Genomic DNA, 19,743 nt, shown 5'->3' on the forward strand with positions numbered 1-19,743 from the left:
GCATCGAGACCAGCACAATCCATCTCGACACCATCCGAGACCTCAAGCAGATCAACTCGCTGCTCGCATCAATGGCCTATCCCGTCCTCGAAGAACAGGGCCTCCTCAGCGATACACGCCTCAAGACACTCCAACAAGTTGGTCAGCTTCAGGATTGAGAACGCACTACACCCAAACAGATGTAGACAAATTACCGGCTCTTCTTTTGCGTCAATTAACGGCACAATAGCCCCTGAGCCGAAAATTTCTCAATAGTATCGAGGATTGGACGCTTCCGAGGAGAAATGGTGATGAATGATCTGCGTCCCATATCCAATGAGACCCTCAATGTCGGCGGCGTCCAAGCCACATCTTTAGGCTCCACCGCCGGACATCTAGCGCTCGTGCCGACGTGGCTCCCTTTCGATATGGCATCAGGTGCAACCGGTAATTCCGCCGGGAATGGTGGAATGGGCCTTAGCGTTGGCGTCATCAGCAGCGACGCTTCTGCCATATTCGTTCCCTCGAATACTGCCATTGCCGGGCCGGGCGCCGAGGTCGGCGCGGATCAGTTCAACAATGCGCTGATCAATCAGCATGTCGTTGAGATAGCAGGAATGGGCGGCGACGGAGGAAACGGTGATGCGGTGATCGGGGGGACCGAAGGTGCGACCTCCAATCACGCGGGTAGCGGTGGCAACGGCGTTTTCTTTGGTGGACTGGTCAGCTCAGATGTGGCCGTCTTCGCACCGGTCAATAGTGCGGTCGCGGGTGGGTCCGGCTCCATCGCATCCGCCAACCAGACCAACAATGCGGCCTTCCTACAAGGCGCGGACCAGATGGCAGGTATCGGCGGCTCAGGCGGAGACCATAACCTCGCAGGATCCGTCTCTCCAGTACATTCAGACACTGGACCCACCTATCTTTTCACCGGTGACAATTACGCCGGGCACGGCGGAGCCGGTATCTTTGCTGGCACCATGATCGATGTGAATGTTGCGATTTTCTCGCCCATCAATATTGCTATCGCTGCCGCTGGCGGCAATGCAGACGCCCACCAGACAAACAATGTGATTTTCGATCAGGGCGGCACGCAGATTGCCGGGATCGGCGGCAATGGCGGTGGCTTCAACATGGCCTCGGACACAATTTTCACCGGCAGCACAGCCGCGGGAAGCAGTGGAGATGGTGTTTTCGCCGGCAACCAGGTGGATGTGAGTATCGGCTATTTCCACCCGATCAATATTGCAGTTCCGGCTGGTGGAACCGCAGACGCCGAGCAGATAGACCATCTGCTTGTCGACCAGCATGCTCTGCAGATTGCCGGGATCGGTGGTTCGGGCGGGCACGATAATCTGACCGACGCCAGCCATGATGCGCTTCTCGCAAATGATATTCTTGCTCTTCTCCACGTTTGATACGTGCCCATCCGCCCCCACCCTAAAGCAGGTACCCGAATTTCTAGCTAGTCCCAAAACATCAACACGCGCACTCTTTGAACACGGTCGGTAGCGGTATTTTGCCAATGTCTCATCGGGAATTGCGGGCTGCCAAGACCGGTGTTCAATCCGAAACAGGGCCGGGGCCACAACAGGGAGGAATGAAACGATGCCTATTCCGCGTGTTTCCGACACAATTCATCTCAGTGACGTTTACGCAGGCGATGCGAATGCCGGTAACGGTGCTGACGGCTATAATTATGGGAATATCAACTACAATCCCAGTGCGGTCGTGGCCAATACGCAAAGCGTAACGGGCGCAGCCGTGGATGTGCATAGTGGCGATTCCCCGTGGTTAAACGCAACCTGGGATGCAGGTCATGCGGGACACGGTGGTGGAGCCGATGCAGCGAATGGTTTTCTTGCCAATATCACCAATAATGGCCACGGCGGAGCTGGCGGCGACGCGAACTCCAATGGCAGTCTGGGTTCTTCAAGCGGCGGCAATGTAGCAGCCGGTCAGGCGGACACCAGCGCCCTTCAATATACCGAACTTCTGGCCGACCAACACGCGACGATCCTTGCGGGTGTCGGTGGCAACGGCGGAGACGGGAACATGGCTCGTGGAGGTGACATTTCCTCCGCGCTTGTGCATTCGAACCCGGAAACGACGACGACAACAACGACCAACACGACCAACGATATCGCGAGCTTTGTCGATAGCTTTAACGACAATTTTCACGATATCGATCTGAGCCATCTGCCATTCTGACTGGCGGTTGGTTTTGTCGGGTAATTGAGAAGCTTGATTTGGGAGCAGCGACTGAGGTCGTTGCCTCCCATTTTTCCCACGTATTTCCAACGATTCATTCGAAACAGGAAATGCTTGGAGCGCTGATCTGATTAAATCAGATCGAAGCGCGCTCTAACATCGGAAATATCGACGGAGATGAGCCTATGACGGCGGCATTTACGCAAGCACGCTATACGGTGACCCCATTGGTCGCTGCCCTGCATCGGTGTACCGGTGCCTTCGGCTTGGTTTTCGCCTATAGTTGCGGTTACAATATTTTTCTGCTCGCTCCCTCCATCTATCTTCTTCAGATCTATGATCGTGTTCTGTCTAGCCGCAGCGTCGATACCCTGGTGATGCTGACGATCATCATCGCGATAGCGGTTATTGTCGGTTCTCTGCTCGATATCGTACGTCGTGCTGCGCTTTCCCGGATCGGTAGCTGGGTCGACCGCCAACTACGGCCTGTCGTGATGAATGCGTCGTTCGAATACGCGGCGCGCGCCGATGCCGGGATGGCGGCTGAAAATTATCGCGACCTTTCCGTTTTGCGTCAGTTTCTGGATTCCCCATCATGTGCGTTGCTATTCGATGTTCCTTGGGCTCCAGTTTTTCTTGTGTTGCTTTTTCTGGTTCATCCGCTGCTCGGATTTATCGGGTTGGGCAGTGCATTATGCCTGCTGCTTTTGGCTTTACTGAATGAATTCGTGACACGTGAGTTGAATGAACAGGCAAACATTGCGCAGGCACGAAGTTATTCCCGTTTCACGATGGCTCTCAAATATATCGGCGTCATCCGCGCTATGGGAATGCAACAGGGTGCGGCTCACCTCATCTATAGGGATGCAGAAGCCGTCAGAACGGCTCAGGACGGTGTGGCGCGAAGGACGGAGGTGCTTCTGGCATTTTCGAAATCGCTACGTTCGCTGACCCAGATTGTGATGATGGGAGCCGCGACATGGCTCGTACTCCAGAACAACAGTAATCCCGGAATTATTTTCGTCGCCAGCCTGTTGCTGGGACGTGGACTGGCACCCGTAGAAGGAGCCATAGGCGCATGGCGAGCACTCGCCTTCGCACGCGGCGCATTCAACCGTCTGAACAAGATGCTCACGATAATTGCTCCCGGGGAGAATATACGCACCATTCTGTTACCGGAACCCAAAGGCCAGCTCGTCCTCGACAATGTCAGTTATAGGCTCCCGTCATCGGACCGGTTCATTCTGCGAGGCGTTTCATTTCAAATCGCTCCAGGTGATTGTGTTGCGCTGATCGGACCGTCCGGATCGGGCAAATCCACCCTTGGGCGAATTTTGGCCGGCGTTTCGCGACCCACGTGCGGATGCGCTCTTTTGGGCGGCATCGACATTTCACTGCTTCGCCATTGCGACAACGTCCGGCATATCGGCTATCTTCCGCAGGATATTGAACTCTTCGGCGGTGCGATCAAAGACGTGATCGGGCGGCTCGACGGCTCGGATCCGCAAAAGGTCATTGAGGCCGCCAAGCTCGTCGGATTGCATGAGGCGATCATGCGATTACCCCAGGGCTACGAAACCGATATCGGCGAAGGTGGCGTGTTGCTTCTACGGGCACAACGCCAGCAATTGGGGCTTGCGCGCGCCGCCTATGGCAATCCGCCCCTTGTGGTACTGGATGATCCAAACTCAAGTCTCGACTATGAAGGCGAGCGACTGTTGTTCGACGCCATCGAGCGTATGAAGTGCAGGCAGATTACAATTGTGATCATTACGCATCGAATGGGCATATTGCCCGTGACCGACAAAATCGCCGTAATGCGCGACGGTACGGTAAGCGCTTTCGGAGATAGCGAGAAAATCTTCGATGCTTTCCTTCGCGTGCCCGCGAAAACCGGACTGTAAGGGACGCCTCGCCATGCCCCTCGTCCATCTCGAACTGCCGATGAAACTGGCAAATGCATTTAAGTATTCGCTGGACCTGGTTTCCTTGCGAACAATGCAGCTAAAGCTCCCGTCTCCTCCACCACTGCCGCGCAGGAGAAACACTTTGCCAACGCCGCTGACTTCGCGGCCGAGGCTGCGAGGCGTGGCCTGGACAGGAAACATGCTCGTATTGATCTTCGTTGCAGGTTTCGGAATATGGGCGATTTTGGCGCCGCTTAAAAGTGCGGCAGTCGCGGTGGGTGTTGTTGAAGCGGAAACCAGCCGCAAAACCATTCAGCATTTGGAAGGCGGCATCGTTCAGCAAATCTATGCCCATAACGGTGATCTGGTTTCTGGCGGCCAGGTTCTGATCAAGCTGGATGACACAAAGCCGAGGACGGAGTTGGTCGGTATTCAGGGACAGCTATGGGACGCGCAGGCGAGCCGTGCTCGGCTCGTCGCCGAACAGGCAAACGAGATGCAACTCGCCTTTCCACCGGAGTTGGAACAACTTGCACCGCACAACCCGGCAGTGAACGCCGTCGTCGTTGGGCAGCGAAGAATATTCGAAGCACGTCGCGACGTCTATCGATCCGAAATTGCCATAACCCACGAGAAAATGGGGCAAGTGAAGGAGGAAATAAGCGGACTAGCGGCACAAAAGATGGCCTTGTCTTCGCGTATTGAGATCACGCGCCAGCAACTGGACATGATAAACCCGCTTGTCAAAAAGGGGCTCGAACGCAAAACGAGCGTGCTGAATCTCGCGCGCGAGAAAGCGGATCTCGACGGACAATTAGGAGAAACCACAGCTCAGATGTCCCGCGCCTATCAGGTGATCAATGAAGCGCAGGCCAATCTCGTGAAGCTGGAGAGCGACCGGCAAAACGAGATCGCCAAAGAATTGCGTGAGACCGAAAATCAGCTTTTCCTGCTAAGCGAGCGGTACCGCGCAATTAATGACCAACTGATCCGCACAGAGATCAAGGCACCCGAAAACGGCATCGTCATGGATTTGCGTGTTCACACGACGGGCGGCGTTATCGGTGCGGGCGAGCCGTTGCTCGATCTGGTGCCACAGGACGGCAACATGATTGTTTCGGCGCATGTTCGACCCGAAGACATCAACGTCGTGCGCGCTGGCTTGAACGCGCAGGTGCATCTTTTACCTTATGATCAGCGGCGCGTGCCGCTTCTGAATGGAAAAGTGACCTATGTTTCCGCCGACCGGCTCCTCGATAAGCAGACAGGTCAGCCATATTACGCCGCGACGATCCGTGTGACCGACGATGAATTGCTGCAGGCGGGAGACGTGGAAATGATCCCCGGAATGCCGGTACAGGCTTTGATTGAAACCGGGGAAAGCAGCGTTGCAGTTTACGCGGTCAGACCATTGCTGGACAGCTTTCACCGTGCATTCCGCGAAAACTGAGCACCTGCGCTTATTGAACAGCACTTCCATTGGAGGCTGCTTTCACACCAAGCGATAGGACGACCTCAGTTCGGTTCTGAACACGCAACTTGCGCATAATATGCTGCAAGTGCATCTTCACCGTGTTGTCAGATAGATTGAGCTTCTCAGCAATAATTTTGTTTGAATGACCGTGTTGTAGCTCAGTCAGGACATCAACTTCCCGAGGCGTGAATCCCGCAATGGCCGGTTGACGCGAACTGTATTTGATAGGGATGGCAGCATCTTCGGTTAATTCCGCTTCCGACTTACCTCCGATGGAGTTTGTTTCGTGGATAGTTCCTTGAGCGCCGAGCGGGTGTGGACAGAAGATGCCTCCCGCAAGCACCAGCCGAATGCCGGCCAGGGCGATTTCTATCGGAAGAGACGGCGTAAAGATGCCGCGCACTCCCATTTTGATCGCTTGCGACTCCATCAGAACGTCATCTCTGTTGGAGAAAAGGGCAATCGATGCCCCTTGAAAATGGCACTCAACCGTAAGGAGATCTTCCAGCAGGGTAGAGTTGTCCATTGCCCTACCAGCTAAATCCAACGCAATCAGGGCTACGTCTCGCCCACATGCTTTGGCCAGTTCCGTTGTGGAATCCATCCCAAGAAAATCCCATCCGGCAAGTTCGTATTCAAGGAATTTTACGATGCATGTGCGCGCGAGGGTGTGTTTGGCCACGATGATCATCGTCGGACGTTTTCGCATTGCGCGCGGTGTTTTTTCATGCTCGGTCGACACTGCAGGCTCCGTTTCTCCAATCACCGGAGATCTTCTCCACGGTTCCGAAATTTTGATCGAAGGTTGGGATACATCAAATAAAGATATGGTCTTCTTCTAATCACGGCAATATTTCAACGATGTATAGTACCATAATTAATGACCAAGGCGCCAATTCATCTTTGGTTTATATTTCATTATCAGGTTGGATTATCGGCATAAAATCAGGCTAACATAAATTAACCTGTGTAAAATACATCAATATGATAGGAAAGATGTGTCGCTAAAATTTTCACTGCGACTAAGCAGCCACAGCCGGATACGACTTGCAAGCATCGTCTGAAACGAGCAATCCAGTATTCCAGGCCGACGATAACTCACATTGTGCAAGAACGCTTTCGACTATCTCAAAGAGCCAGCATCGATCCCACGCTGGTCACTCGCCCGCTAAGAGACGAAGGACGACACTTTCTGAACACTGTGCCCTTTCTGGAGCTTTTGGCGCGTACGGCATGGAACTGTCCGATAAGAAGACGCTTCGTATTGTGAGCGAAGCAAGCCTATGGGGAACGATCCGATATCACGAGCTTTTGGACAACATTCACGATTGTCTTTGATGATACCGGCCCGCCAAAGTCAGCAACGATACCGAGCTGTTCCACCGCTTGTCGTCGACCATATGAATGATCACGGTCATACAGGATGGTAAAGCCCGGATGATCGTCCTGTCAGTCCCTTCAAACGTAACCTCACCACCAGGCTTGCTTCCCTGTATCGTGGCAAAGCCTCTTTGTTGATGCAGAAGCTGTAAACGCTTAACGATATACTGGTTCATCAAACATCAGCATTGTTTCACCCAGACTGCCAATCTTGATCTCGATGATCAGTCTCTTCTTCCTGATCATCAACACCTGCTTCTCTGTCTGCCCGGATCATAGTCGATTACCGACATGCGTGAGGCTGCACAGTAAGACGGCCTAATATATCCGCTCCAGCCCCTAGAGGCTGAATAATTATTATATTGAAAAATATAGCTATTTCCGAGAAAACTAAAGCGAAACTGGCTTTAGATTTCGTCTCGCTGACAACAAGAATTCGCGCTTGAAAGGGGAATTTGGTGAAGCTCAATAATCCAATGCAACAGCGCGGACGGAGCCTTTCTGATGTTTTCGATGCTACCCTGATTTGGTTAAGAAATCCATCCCCGAAGATGGAAAACCAAGCAACCAACAAAGGTCATGCATTCGCAACAACCTTTGAGGCGGCCTTCTTATCATCGAAATCCGCAATTGTGAGAGAACTCGATATCGAAATTGAAGCAAGTCGGACAGAACCCTTTTTCCCTTCCGCAAAAGCCTCCCGGGCCTTCCTTTCGAAAACTGCCCTCCCCAGCCATCAGTAGGATCGTTTGAATCGTGCTGTGCATGCTTCCGTCACGCTATTTCAACTTCGCATCCCTCGCAGCTTCGTAAAAAGGTGAAAGGCTCGGCGTGAACTCGGGCCGATATAGTGCCTGTGAAGTTGTTTCGTCATGAAATAGCATGAGACCCCATCATCGGTAATACGATGCCGAGCTCCTAACAAGACCGGTCAACCGCACATGCTGCCGACGCACACAGGGAACAAGCTTCAACCTTCTCCATCCAAAGCAGCGCAGATCATCTGGGGACGCTTCGAACAACTGTCCTGCCGACAATAAGCGCCTCGAAACCATCCCCTCATCCGTCCGGTTTCGATCTCTTGCCGTGAACAACACTTCGGGCCTGCTTTATAGGCCGAGACAGAAAGCGCCTCATCATTTCGGGATCGGAATGATGTCAACGAAGCGCATATTCATAGAATCGCTAAAATATTCTCTTTCACTGGAGAAGCAGCCTTATTCCTATGTGGAAACAGCCTCTTCACGATTGAAATCCCGGCTGGAATGAAGTCGTCATCTTTTAGACCGCCGTCTATTCTCTATAAAATAACATAAAAACAATGGGATAGGTCAATTTTAGGCGAATCGATAAAATTTGGCTTAATTTTAGTGTTGGCGCTAACTCTTTGTTAATTCGGCTACCTCTTGCGATAGAATAAGAATCGGACATAATGACGGTATTTAGGCGGTATCAGTTCCAGTGCCGTCACTAGGGATCCCAAGTCAATGAATATCGCAAATCCAGCAGCAGCCTTGTCGTTTGACGACATGATACTATCGCAAGGGCGCGAGATTTCTCGCAAGCTCAATCTGCTGCGTCACGAAAACTTTCCGCCGGATGCACGCAAGAGCATGCTGCGACAGTTTTCGATGGCTGAAGCCGCGTATTTCCTTGGCGTTTCACCCAGCAATCTCAAGAAATTACATCTGGAAGGCAAGGGTGTCGAGCCGACAATACTGACAGGGGGGCGCCGCGCTTATAGTGTCGAACAGATCCAGGAACTGCGTCGGTGGCTCGACCAGAACGGCCGCGCCGAGGTGAAGCGTTACGTTCCGCATCGTCGCGCCAATGAAAAACTTCAGATCATTGGGGTCGTCAACTTCAAGGGCGGGTCCGGCAAAACCACGACGGCTGCGCATCTCGCGCAACATATGGCGTTGACTGGCCATCGCGTGCTTGCAATCGATCTTGATCCGCAGGCTTCGCTCTCGGCTCTGCATGGAATTCAGCCGGAACTCGATGAGTTTCCATCGCTTTATGAAGCCATTCGTTACGACTCCGAAAAGAAATCTATCAGCGAAGTCATTCGGCGGACCAATTTCCCGGGGCTTGATATTATTCCGGCAATGCTGGAGCTGCAGGAATATGAATATGATACGCCGCTCGCCATGCAAAATGGCGGCGAGGGCAAAACCTTCTGGAACCGTATCGCGCAAGCTCTCGCGGACGTCGAGAACGAATATGATGTCGTGGTCATCGATTGCCCTCCCCAGCTCGGCTATCTGACCCTCACAGCGCTCTCAGCCGCAACCTCCGTGCTCATTACCGTTCATCCGCAGATGCTGGACCTTATGTCGATGTCGCAGTTTCTGCTTATGCTCGGCGATATTCTGAAAACAGTTCGCCAAGCGGGTGGCGCCGTGCAACTGGATTGGTTCCGTTATCTGATCACTCGTTATGAGCCGACCGATGTTCCCCAGGCTCAGATGGTAGGCTTCATGCAAAGCATGCTCGCCTCACATATGCTGAAGCACCAGATGCTGAAGTCGACAGCGATCTCGGATGCGGGCCTTACCAAGCAAACGCTTTACGAGGTCGATCGTTCGTCGATGAATCGCGGTACTTATGATCGCGCCATGGAAGCCATGGAAGCGGTCAATGCTGAAATTCGCGGCCTCATTCATGAGGCATGGGGGCGTTAGACTGCCGTCTAAAGCGGCGAATATTGAATAAAATCAGGTCTCTGACCGGTTTGAGGACACGAGAATGGCAAGAAAGAACATATTCGAAAGCGTTATGCGGGACGAACCAGTGGCGGAACAAGCTTCGCAGCCGGTCGACAACGTGTCGCGCCGGTTCGGTGCCGCCAAGTCTCTGTCCGCATCAATTGACGAACTGGCAAAGCAGGCTGCCCAGAAGCTTGATGGCGAAACCATCACAGAGCTTGATCCCAATGATCTAGACGTCTCCTTTGTGGCAGATCGCTTGCCTGATGCGAATGACGAAGAATATCTGGAGCTTCTGGAAGCCATTCGAGAACGCGGTCAGGACACCCCTATTCTCGTTCGTCCCCATCCCGAAACCGGCGGTCGCTATATGATCGTCTTTGGTCATCGCCGCGCACGGGTCGCCAGAGAACTTGGTCTCAAGGTGAAGGCGGTCATCAAGCCCCTCGCCGATCTTGAACATATTCTGAGCCAAGGGCAGGAAAACTCCGCTCGTGCCAATCTGAGCTTCATTGAGCGTGTTTTCTTTGCGGCACGCCTTGAAACGCTCGGTTTCGAGCGTGATGCCATACAGGCCGCGTTGACAGTCGACTATCAGACTCTGTCGAAGATGCTGACCATTCCGAAAGCCATCCCTGAGCATATTCTTTTGGCTATCGGCCCAGCAAAAGGCATTGGTCGTGACCGTTGGCTGGAACTGCGCAAGCTGATCGAAATTCCTGGGAAAAAGGATGCCGCAGAGGAACTTCTGGAGACGGCAGCGTTTGAAAATGCTTCGTCAGGCGATCGTTTTGAACAGCTTTACGGCTACTTGAAAGGCGGAATGCAGAAGAAGCCGGTCACCAAAGCGGCCCTTCGTCCTGGAACCAGTTGGACGGCTTCTGATAAATCCGTCAACGCAGTTATCAAACAGAATGGCAAATCAGCTACATTGGCTCTCAGTGCAGCCAACGGACCTCGTTTTGCCGATTGGATTTCTCGCAATCTGGAGGAGCTCTATGCGTTGTTCCGGAACGAGGAAAAGTAAGTAAGCGTACGGACTAAAGGCAGTTGCCGTAGTTCGATTGTGTCTTGTGTAAAGCATGTCTCCCGAAAGGGGCCCGGTTTCGGGATAGCGACTTGTTTCAATAGTAAGCGTATTTGCGTCGAAACTGTTCAGGAAGAGGAACGAGACAGCAAAAGAAAAAGGCCCCCAAACGTCGCCGTGTGGAAGCCCTTCTCATTGGTTTAGCAGCTAGAGAATCGCAAATCCACGAATCACTGTCAAGTGTAATTAGCGTCTTTTCGGCGGGTGGATTTCTTTTGCCTTGTGAAAGGTGAAGGAAAATGGAGATTCAGTTGGCCTCGACGCCGTTCGGCAGTCGACGGATGACGCTTGCCTTATTGGCAAGTCAGCAGAATACAAAACAATTAGCACCGGGAACCGTTGCCGATAAATGGCAACTGCACCGCTGGCTGTGTGAAGCAAAGGTCTTGTTCAGTCTGAATGACCGCTCTCTGGCGGTTCTTTCGGCTTTGATGTCATTCTATCCGGAAACGGAACTGAACGAGCAGAGCAGCTTGATCGTATTCCCATCCAACAAGCAACTGGCATTGCGCGCCCATGGAATGGCAGATGCAACTTTGCGCCGTCACCTGGCAGCGCTGGTCGATGCCGGTTTCATTCTCCGTCAAGATAGCCCGAATGGTAAGCGCTATGCCCGCCGTGCCAAGGCTGGAGAAGTACAAATCGCATTCGGTTTTTCACTCGCGCCGCTCTTGGCGCGTGCCGCAGAACTGGAAGCAGCAGCCGAACAGGTGAGGGCTGAAAAGATCGCATTGCGCGAAATGCGCGAGCGACTAACATTACTGCGCCGCGATATAACCAAGCTTGTCGAATTCGCTGCTCAAGAGAAGCTTGCCGGTGACTGGCAGGCCATTAATTATCGCTTCCGTTCCATTGTCGACGGCATTCCCCGTCGCGCTGAACGTGAAGAGCTTGCTATGCTCGTTGAGGCATTGCAGATTATTCGTTCAGATATCGATAACACATTGAAACTTCACGAAAATGTTCAAAATTTGAACGGCAATGAATCTCAAAATGAGCGGCAGCAAATTGAATCAAACCCAGATTTCTATTTTGAAAAGGCAAAGCCTGAATTTGTCGACCAGCGTATAAGCGAAATCACCAGCGCACCCGCTGAATCCCTCGTCTCGCTCGACATAGTGCTTCGATCCTGCCCGGAAATCACCGCCTATGCCCCCTCATCCATCCGACACTGGCAAGATTTATCGGATACGGCAGAGAAAGTACGCGCTTTCCTTGGCATTGATCAAAAGCTCTACGATCTCGCTAAGAAAACGCTTGGAACCCACAATGCATCTATCGTAATCGCCTATATCCTGCAGCGTTATGATCAAATTCGCTCCGCTGGTGGGTACCTTCGTATTCTGACGGAAAAGGCTGCCAATGGTGCTTTCTCGATCCAGCCAATGCTGATGGCCGCTCTGCACATGCAAAACCGATCACAGTAGATCCACGCCTTGCCGCATGGATAAGCAATGACGTGCTGCTACTGACATCAAGCGACATCAATTCAGTGACGCTCTCAAACGGAGAACGAGGGGGGTCATAAAGCACGACGCACCCGTCAATCAGATTGAAACGCGCTTTAGAAAAGCCGACCAGCGAAAGGATAGCACCCACTCACAGCCTCATTGCACAGGCGGCAACCGTGCTGGCACTTTCTGTTTCATAACTGGCGCTGATGTCCAGATAAACGTAGGAACACGCATCAACGTAACCGGCGACGGGTCTTTGGGCTTCTTGGTGAAAACCACCGGCACGAAGAGGTTTACGGGACGAAATGCTGCCTATACCTTGCCAGGAACACTATCGGTTACGGGGGCTAACGCGGCAGCTTTTGCTGCTTCGGGAGCGAACGCGAAAATAATTCTTGACGGAATAAATTTTGCAACGGCATCTATCGTCACGCTGGGTAACGGTGACTGAATGGCTTATGCCCTGACCAACGGCCAAGTGGAATTTAAGGGCAATACGAACGCTGCAAACACAAAGCTTCTGGCGACTAGTTCTGGAAAACTTTTGTTTACCGGCGCTACGACGGCGATGGGCGGGCGTGTGAAGCTGGACGGCGCTGCAAGTGCGCTCGATATCAGCGGAGAGTTCTGTCGGCTCGCTTGAGGAGATGAGTGGTCAGGTTGTTCTCGGCGTAAACAATCTGACGATTGACAGTTCGACATCGACGATGTTCTGGCAGCATTATTGCAGGCGCGGGCGGGTTTGTTCGTGGAGGTACCGGCACCAGTTATGCATCGACCAGCCGCGCGGTGACGTTGGGTACAGGCGGCGGCTCCCTCGATATTGCGACAGCACGAAACATCGTTCGTCGTCGCACAGAATATCAGTGTCGGCGGTGCACTGACCAAGAAGGGAGCCGGTACGCTGGTTCTATCCGGCACCAACACCTGCACCGGCGGTACTCAGATCGATAGTGGCGTGCTGGCCATTCTTGAAGATGCAAATCTCGGCCAGGCTACCGGTAACATCCTCATCGGCGACGCTACTTTGCGCCTGGATGACAGTTTCGATACTGCGGCAACATCAGCCTCACCAATGCCAGTCGTGCGGTTGACGTTCTTGACGACGGTACAAATACGCTCACCGGCGTGGTCAGCGGAACCGGTTCTGAACAAGGGCGGAACTATTATCAAAGCTGGCATTCTGCAGGTTTCGATCTGACTGAATCAGATCCGTGCTCTAAGTATTTGTTTTAACGCATATCTTTTCCGGAAACTGTTTCACATCTTTCGAGATGCGCTCTAATCTGCATCTGACGACAGATGCACTTGGCATTTTGCGATCTCAGGGCACAGACTGTGCGGTGGCCTGATCCAGCAAGCGGTGATCGGCAGAAAAGAACTGATGAATGGAAAGATGGCGGTGGAGGTTTTGGATAGAATCGGGAATGGAAGCAAAGGGTTGCAGATGACACGCGAATTTAAACCGTACATGCCCCATTCGCGTTGCCGGGGCGACTGGGGCCAGTCTATTGTTCGAGCACTTTTGCAATTCTTGCGAACTCTTGCGATAAATGATGAGGATATGAAAAGTCGGTAGCGTTTATTGGAAGCAAATGCGCACCTGTGGCCCGAGCGTCGCGGGGATACATGCCGAAACGGCTTTTGAAAGCGGTGGCAAATTGGGCCGGATCATGAAAGCCGCACCGATAAGCAACTTCCTTGGAATAAACGATCCGGTTGCGCGCTTCCGACAGCAGGCGAAAAGCACGGTCCAGCCTCTTGTCGCGGATAATCTTTGCCACACCACCATCATTTTCGAAAGCGCGATAAAGATGGGAGCGCGATATATGAAAATTCTGCATAATCATGCGAACACCTAAAAGAGGGTCGTGAAGATTATTGTCGATGTATGACAGAATCCGCTTCCGCATCGGCAGATTGACAGGCAATTGCTCGACTAACTCGTCCTTCAGGCCCGTAATGCCGCTTCCAAGCAAGGTAAGCATTACCCTTTGAGCCGCGACCGCCTCATCTGCGCCTAGGTCCGGGGCAACGCAGTTAAGCTCCTGAATATAGTTGAAAGTAAGCTGGGTCATTGGCGCATTACCTGGCAAGACAAGACCATGCAGATTTCTTCCGCCCGCTATCTCTTCAAAATCGTTTCGACGAATAAAAACCGTCGTTCGCGATCCTGCGAAAGCGCGGCTGACAAGCGTTTTTGCGAGATCTATAATGATGATATCCCCAGGCTGTGCGGATACATTCCTTCCGTTGAAATCGCCCAGAAGATGCCCTCCTGTCATGAGCTGAAGGACATAAAAATCCAGTCCGCCTTGTGCGATGACTTTGGGAGTACGGCTATAATTTTGAGTGTTGAAGGTGGTCGTGCCGATCGTGATGAGACCGGAGGTACGCAGGTTGGCGGTGCCAGAAAGTTCATAGCTGCGCTCATCTGGATCCATGACGATTTCGTACAAAGGCCTCATGGCCGCTCGCAATAAATCATTACGAAACCTGCTCTCAACCAGCTCGGTTGAGAAAAAAGTACTATTCGTCATGGTTTTATATCGCTTTACCAAATAACTGCAAATGCATGTGGTTTAAGCAAATATATTACCTATTTTTATTTAGGCAGTAAAGATTTCCAATGCCGGTGGCTCGTAATTTAGAAGTTATAAATTTGCCAGAAGCAGTGGGGTGACCGGTGTTGTGAAATTTCTTTGTTTGTTTGGCTTGTTAGAGCGCTGATCTGATTCAATCAGATCAGCGCGTCTCAACCATTTGTTTTGACACACATCTTATCCGAAAACCGTTTCACCCTTTTCGGGATGCGCTCTAATCGTCGATGGTTGTCAGACATCTGTGAATCCAAAGCTATCAACAGCGGTGCAAAGGCGGGCTCGCAACGTTCAACATCCAGTACTGACGGCAGCAACTCCGCAGGCAAGGTAGACTACTGGGGATGTACGGAGAGTTTTTCTGTCATCAGATGGAATCAAAGTCCCCGCGGAACGATTAGTTCCGTCGGTATCATTTCCGGCAGGTCGGCTGTTTGAGTAGGTTCGTCCAGAAGTTCAAAGGCACGCTCGATCATTGCCTGAACATCCTGACGGATCATCACAACCGGGAAGTGGAGAACTTCGATGAATGGATCCCAGTCGAAACATCCGATGGAACATTCTCGAACCTCGTCAACTGGAAGCGTTTTGAGAAAGCTGACGACACCCTCAAAGGGGCTTGTCGAGTTAACGAACAGTGCCTCAGGGAGCCCATTCAACGCGTTGTAGATATCACGGATCGTTCTTGCGGCGATATCGGGATCGTAGCCATTCGTCATGATAGCGTCAGTGTGAACCGGAAGGTTCAGCGCAGCCAGCTCATCCTGATAGCCGCGCACACGCGCGCGTGTGTTGTAGTCGCTGTCTACCCCGCCGATGAAATAGACACTGTTGTTTTTTCGGCGTGATCGACGACGGGCGATCTGATGCGTGAGCTGGCGGGCGCCATCATAGTTGTCGCTGATCACGGATGCGCCGTGCTTTCCCGGAAGATCGACATTGATATGTTTCAGATGCGCCGTTTCACAGAGTTTGGCGACACTGTCCGGGTCGGTTGCGCCTGCGATCAACAAGGCGTCGACATTATGGGCAATCAGTGTTTCCACAGTGCTGCGTTCTTGTTGCGGATCGCGCAATGTGCTGGCCACGACGGGGATGAGATTCCGTGAGCGCGCCACCGTTTCGAACGACGCTGCCATGGAGCTGAAATAGCGATTATCCAGCATTGGCAAGATCATACCGATCAGCCCGGAATTCGATATGCGTAGTCCACGCGCCTGAAGATTGATTGTATAGCCAAGTTCGCCCGCTATTATTCTAACTTTGTCGGCTGTTGCTTTGGTAATTCTCCGGATTTTCCAAGATCCATTCATAACGGAAGCAACGGTCGAGGCGGATACACCTGCCCGTTCCGATATATCATAGATGGTTACTTTCCGGGAAATACTCATCAAGCGCGCTTATCCATCTGAATTGGGACCTGATCTTAGCGGGCGGAGACCATTTGCTGCAAGTGGGAGCGGGGCGTAATCCGACCTATTCCTCCGCCATTTTCCTCTTGACCAGATGCCGAGTGTTGCGCAATGGTAATGCTGCACTATCGATGGTGCAACATGATTATACCTCTGGTGATGCGATAGGCCGCAAAGCGAAGCAGTGCCGAAAGAACAGCATTCGTGGCATGGGAGGCGTTACAGGGAGAAATATGGGTGGAGCAGCGAATTAAATTTCGCCAGCAAGTTGGTCGAACCAGAAACTGAAAATGGTGGGAGTGAGACATGAAGAATATGTTTGGTAAGGCAGCGTTTGCTGCAGTGTTGCTGTCATCTTTCGCAAGCAGTGGCGCACAGGCGGAAGTGAAGGATGCGGTGGTCGGCTTTTTGATGCCGGATCAGGCATCAACACGTTATGAAGAGCGTGATTATCCTGGCTTCGCCGCCGAGATGAAGAAAATCTGCGAAAGCTGCAAGGTGCTCTATCTCAACGCCGATGGCGACGCGAGCAAGCAGCAACAGCAGTTCAACTCGGTCATTTCGCAGGGCGCGAAGGTGATCGTGCTTGATGCGGTCGATACGGCAGCGGCAGCCTCGCTGGTCAAGCTGGCCCAGTCGCAGGATATCAAGGTTATCGCTTATGATCGCCCGATCCCGGATGCGACCTCCGATTTCTACGTGTCGTTTGACAATGAGGCTATCGGCAAGTCGATTGCTGAATCGCTGGTCAATGACCTGAAGACCAAGAATGTTGCGACCGATAAGGGCGGTGTACTGCAGATCAACGGTTCGCCGACCGATGCTGCGGCTGGTCTTATCAAGAAGGGCATTCATGCCGGCCTGAAGGATAGCGGCTACAAGACGCTGGCCGAGTATGACACACCGGAATGGGCGCCGAGCAAGGCTCAGCAATGGGCGAGCGGCCAGATCACCCGCTTCAACGACCAGATCGTCGGCGTGGTGGCTGCAAATGATGGCACCGCAGGCGGCGCGATTGCAGCCATGAAGGCGGCTGGTATCGATCCGCTTCCGCCGGTCACCGGCAATGATGCAACGATTGCAGCACTTCAGCTCATCATTTCGGGCGATCAGTACAACACGATCAACAAGCCGTCTGAAATCGTTGCAGCAGAAGCCGCACGTGTCGCGGGCCAGCTTTTGAACGGCGAAACCCCGAAGGCGGAAGCCACGCTCTACAACACGCCGTCGAAGCTTTTCGTTCCGGTGGTTGTGACGGCTGAAAACCTCAAGGCGGAGATCATCGACAAGAACATCGTTTCAGCCGAAACGCTGTGCGTCGACCGTTATGCCGAAGGCTGCAAGAAGCTCGGTATCACCAATTAAATAGTGCCACGCCCGGCCGGTTATCCGGCCGGGCAATTTGGTGCGCAATGGCGTATCCTGCCATATGCCAGGGAAAGTGAGATCATGTCCCAAGATCACAATGCCGCTGCGTCGTCGCGGCAGCCAGTGCTGCGTCTAAGCGGTATATCCAAGAATTTCGGCGCCGTTTCAGCGCTGACCGATATCGATCTGGAAGTTTTTCCGGGCGAAGTTGTCGCTCTTGTCGGCGATAACGGCGCGGGGAAGTCCACCCTTATCAAGACGTTGGCAGGCGTCCATCAGCCGACATCCGGCGCAATCGAATTCAATGGCGAGAAGGTTGTGCTTTCGTCGCCGGGCGTTGCGCTTGATCTGGGCATTGCGACGGTCTTTCAGGATCTGGCGCTATGCGAGAATCTCGATGTCGTCGCCAATATTTTCCTCGGCCGCGAAATGAGCCCCTATCGCCTCGACGAGGTGTCGATGGAAATCAAGGCATGGAAGCTTTTGAACGAGCTTTCCGCCCGTATTCCGAGTGTGCGCGAGCCGGTTGCCTCGCTATCAGGCGGCCAGCGCCAGACGGTTGCAATCTCGCGTTCACTGCTGCTCAATCCGAAGCTCATCATGCTCGACGAACCGACAGCAGCGCTGGGCGTCGCACAGACGGCCGAAGTTCTCGATCTGATCGAGCGTGTCCGTGACCGCGGGCTCGGCGTCTTGATGATCAGCCACAACATGGAAGACGTGCGCGCGGTTGCAGACCGCATCGTCGTGCTGCGGCTTGGCCGCAACAATGGTGTCTTCTATCCGGATTCCTCGAATGAAGAACTGGTCGCAGCCATTACCGGCGCGAGCAGCAATTCCGTTTCCCGCCGTGCCGAACGGCGTCAGGCGCAGCATGAAGCCGGTCAGGTCCATGATCGGGGAGAAGCATAATGAACCAGGCAACCGGAAATACCCCTCTTGATCGTCAGGATAGCCGCGTGCGCCATGACGAAGGCGTTTCAGGCGCGCTGCGCAATTTCTTCGACCGTGTTCGTTCGGGCGATCTTGGATCGCTGCCGGTTATCGTCGGTCTCGTCATCATCTGGACCGTTTTCCAGACGTTGAATCCGGTCTTCCTTTCGAGCAACAACCTCGTCAACCTGTTGTTCGACTGCTCGACCATCGGTGTGATTTCACTCGGTATCGTCTGCATTCTGATGCTGGGCGAAATCGATCTTTCGGTCGGTTCGGTCAGCGGTCTGGCTTCGGCTATCGTTGGCGTGCTCTGGGTCAATCACGGCTGGCCTGTCGGGATCGCGATGCTGGCGGCGTTGTGTGCTGGCGCGCTGATCGGCCTGCTTTATGCATTTCTCTATAACCGCTTCAGCATGCCAAGCTTTGTTTCAACTCTGGCCGGTCTGCTGGCAGCGCTTGGCCTTCAGCTTTATCTCCTCGGCAATACGGGCTCGATCAATCTGCCCTATGGCTCGTGGCTCGTGAGCTTCGGCCAACTTCTGGTCATGCCGCGCCCGCTTTCCTATGCGCTGGTGCTGATTGCCGGACTTGCGATCTTCTTCACCGGGTTTCGCTCGGCGCAGCGTCGTCGTGAAGCCGGTCTGTCGGCGCCGTCGTCGGTCGGGATCGCGCTCAAGGCCATCGTCATCACGATCATTGTCGGTGGCGCGGTGTTCTATCTCAACCAGTCGCGCGGCGTGCCGTGGATGTTCGGCCTGTTCGTGGCGCTGGTCATCGCGATGAACTATGCACTCACACGTACCCAGTGGGGGCGGGCGATGCAGGCAGTCGGCGGCAACCGTGAAGCCGCGCGCCGTGCCGGTATCAACGTGAAATTCATCTATATGTCGGCTTTCATGACCTGTTCTGTTCTTGCTGCAGCCGGTGGCATCCTGGCAGCATCGCGTCTGGCATCGTCCAGCCAGCAGGCAGGCACCGGCGACGTCAACCTCAATGCCATTGCGGCAGCCGTCATCGGTGGAACCAGCCTCTTTGGCGGACGCGGCAGCGCCTGGTCGGCTCTGCTCGGCATTATTGTCATCCAGTCGATCGCCAGCGGTCTAACCCTGCTCGATCTGTCGTCTTCGCTTCGCTACATGATCACAGGCGCAGTGCTCGCAATCGCTGTGATCGTCGATTCTCTTGCCCGCCGCTCGCGCCAGTCGCACGGTCGCGCCTAAACCTCTA

The 19,743-nt window shown here is 53.3% G+C and carries 16 protein-coding genes; 13 read left to right on the forward strand and 3 right to left on the reverse strand.

The annotated features are described in order from the left end of the window. The first annotated feature begins 290 nt into the window (after positions 1-290). The 4 genes from ACYSN1_RS19370 to ACYSN1_RS19385 all read left to right on the forward strand — a co-directional run bounded on the left by ACYSN1_RS19370 (position 291) and on the right by ACYSN1_RS19385 (position 5,547). Complete coding sequence (locus ACYSN1_RS19370; protein WP_461727163.1) at positions 291-1,397, forward strand: hypothetical protein; 1,107 nt, start codon at positions 291-293, stop codon at positions 1,395-1,397. Positions 1,398-1,587: 190 nt separating this feature from the next. After that, positions 1,588-2,190, forward strand: a complete 603-nt coding sequence (locus ACYSN1_RS19375; RefSeq protein ID WP_461727164.1) for a PE-PGRS family protein — start codon at positions 1,588-1,590, stop codon at positions 2,188-2,190. Positions 2,191-2,375: 185 nt separating this feature from the next. Next, positions 2,376-4,094: a type I secretion system permease/ATPase gene (locus tag ACYSN1_RS19380; RefSeq protein ID WP_461727165.1), complete on the forward strand. Its 1,719-nt coding sequence runs from the start codon at positions 2,376-2,378 to the stop codon at positions 4,092-4,094. A gap of 13 nt (positions 4,095-4,107) precedes the next feature. Then, positions 4,108-5,547 (forward strand): HlyD family type I secretion periplasmic adaptor subunit, encoded by a 1,440-nt coding sequence (locus tag ACYSN1_RS19385; RefSeq protein WP_461727166.1) that lies wholly within the window; start codon positions 4,108-4,110, stop codon positions 5,545-5,547. Between the two features lie 10 nt (positions 5,548-5,557). On the opposite strand, the gene ACYSN1_RS19390 is transcribed toward ACYSN1_RS19385, so the two are convergent. Beyond that, the gene (locus ACYSN1_RS19390) at positions 5,558-6,262 is read right to left on the reverse strand and encodes a response regulator transcription factor (protein WP_461727338.1); all 705 of its coding nucleotides are present in this window, start codon (positions 6,260-6,262) and stop codon (positions 5,558-5,560) included. A 1,147-nt stretch (positions 6,263-7,409) separates the two neighbouring features. On the opposite strand from ACYSN1_RS19390, the gene ACYSN1_RS19395 reads away from it, so the two are divergent. The 6 genes from ACYSN1_RS19395 to ACYSN1_RS19420 all read left to right on the forward strand — a co-directional run bounded on the left by ACYSN1_RS19395 (position 7,410) and on the right by ACYSN1_RS19420 (position 13,401). Beyond that, the gene (locus ACYSN1_RS19395) at positions 7,410-7,694 is read left to right on the forward strand and encodes a hypothetical protein (RefSeq protein ID WP_461727167.1); all 285 of its coding nucleotides are present in this window, start codon (positions 7,410-7,412) and stop codon (positions 7,692-7,694) included. Positions 7,695-8,438: 744 nt separating this feature from the next. Next, positions 8,439-9,635: a plasmid partitioning protein RepA gene (gene repA / locus ACYSN1_RS19400; RefSeq protein ID WP_461727168.1), complete on the forward strand. Its 1,197-nt coding sequence runs from the start codon at positions 8,439-8,441 to the stop codon at positions 9,633-9,635. A gap of 64 nt (positions 9,636-9,699) precedes the next feature. Beyond that, complete coding sequence (gene repB / locus ACYSN1_RS19405; protein WP_461727169.1) at positions 9,700-10,686, forward strand: plasmid partitioning protein RepB; 987 nt, start codon at positions 9,700-9,702, stop codon at positions 10,684-10,686. A gap of 299 nt (positions 10,687-10,985) precedes the next feature. After that, positions 10,986-12,173, forward strand: coding sequence for a plasmid replication protein RepC (gene repC / locus ACYSN1_RS19410; protein ID WP_461727170.1), 1,188 nt, complete (start codon positions 10,986-10,988; stop codon positions 12,171-12,173). A 478-nt stretch (positions 12,174-12,651) separates the two neighbouring features. Then, positions 12,652-12,843: a hypothetical protein gene (locus ACYSN1_RS19415; RefSeq protein ID WP_461727171.1), complete on the forward strand. Its 192-nt coding sequence runs from the start codon at positions 12,652-12,654 to the stop codon at positions 12,841-12,843. Between the two features lie 180 nt (positions 12,844-13,023). Continuing rightward, on the forward strand, positions 13,024-13,401 hold the full coding sequence (locus ACYSN1_RS19420; RefSeq protein ID WP_461727172.1) for an autotransporter-associated beta strand repeat-containing protein: 378 nt from the start codon (positions 13,024-13,026) through the stop codon (positions 13,399-13,401). Positions 13,402-13,708: 307 nt separating this feature from the next. Here the strand turns inward: ACYSN1_RS19420 and ACYSN1_RS19425 are convergent, their stop codons facing one another. Then, a complete protein-coding gene (locus ACYSN1_RS19425) occupies positions 13,709-14,740 on the reverse strand; it encodes a helix-turn-helix domain-containing protein (protein ID WP_461727173.1) in 1,032 nt (343 codons plus the stop codon). Between the two features lie 437 nt (positions 14,741-15,177). Next, a complete protein-coding gene (locus ACYSN1_RS19430) occupies positions 15,178-16,191 on the reverse strand; it encodes a substrate-binding domain-containing protein (RefSeq protein WP_461727174.1) in 1,014 nt (337 codons plus the stop codon). 336 nt (positions 16,192-16,527) lie between these two features. On the opposite strand from ACYSN1_RS19430, the gene ACYSN1_RS19435 reads away from it, so the two are divergent. The 3 genes from ACYSN1_RS19435 (at position 16,528) to ACYSN1_RS19445 (ending at position 19,736) form a co-directional block, all read left to right on the forward strand. Beyond that, positions 16,528-17,577 carry an ABC transporter substrate-binding protein gene (locus tag ACYSN1_RS19435; protein WP_461727339.1) on the forward strand — a complete coding sequence of 350 codons (1,050 nt, stop codon included), beginning with the start codon at positions 16,528-16,530 and terminating at the stop codon, positions 17,575-17,577. Positions 17,578-17,661: 84 nt separating this feature from the next. Further along, positions 17,662-18,492 carry an ATP-binding cassette domain-containing protein gene (locus ACYSN1_RS19440; protein WP_461727175.1) on the forward strand — a complete coding sequence of 277 codons (831 nt, stop codon included), beginning with the start codon at positions 17,662-17,664 and terminating at the stop codon, positions 18,490-18,492. Next, a complete protein-coding gene (locus tag ACYSN1_RS19445) occupies positions 18,492-19,736 on the forward strand; it encodes a sugar ABC transporter permease (protein WP_461727176.1) in 1,245 nt (414 codons plus the stop codon). Before ACYSN1_RS19440 ends, ACYSN1_RS19445 begins: the two co-directional genes overlap by 1 nt. Positions 19,737-19,743 lie beyond the last annotated feature (7 nt).

The organism is Brucella sp. LJL56 (assembly GCF_054871705.1).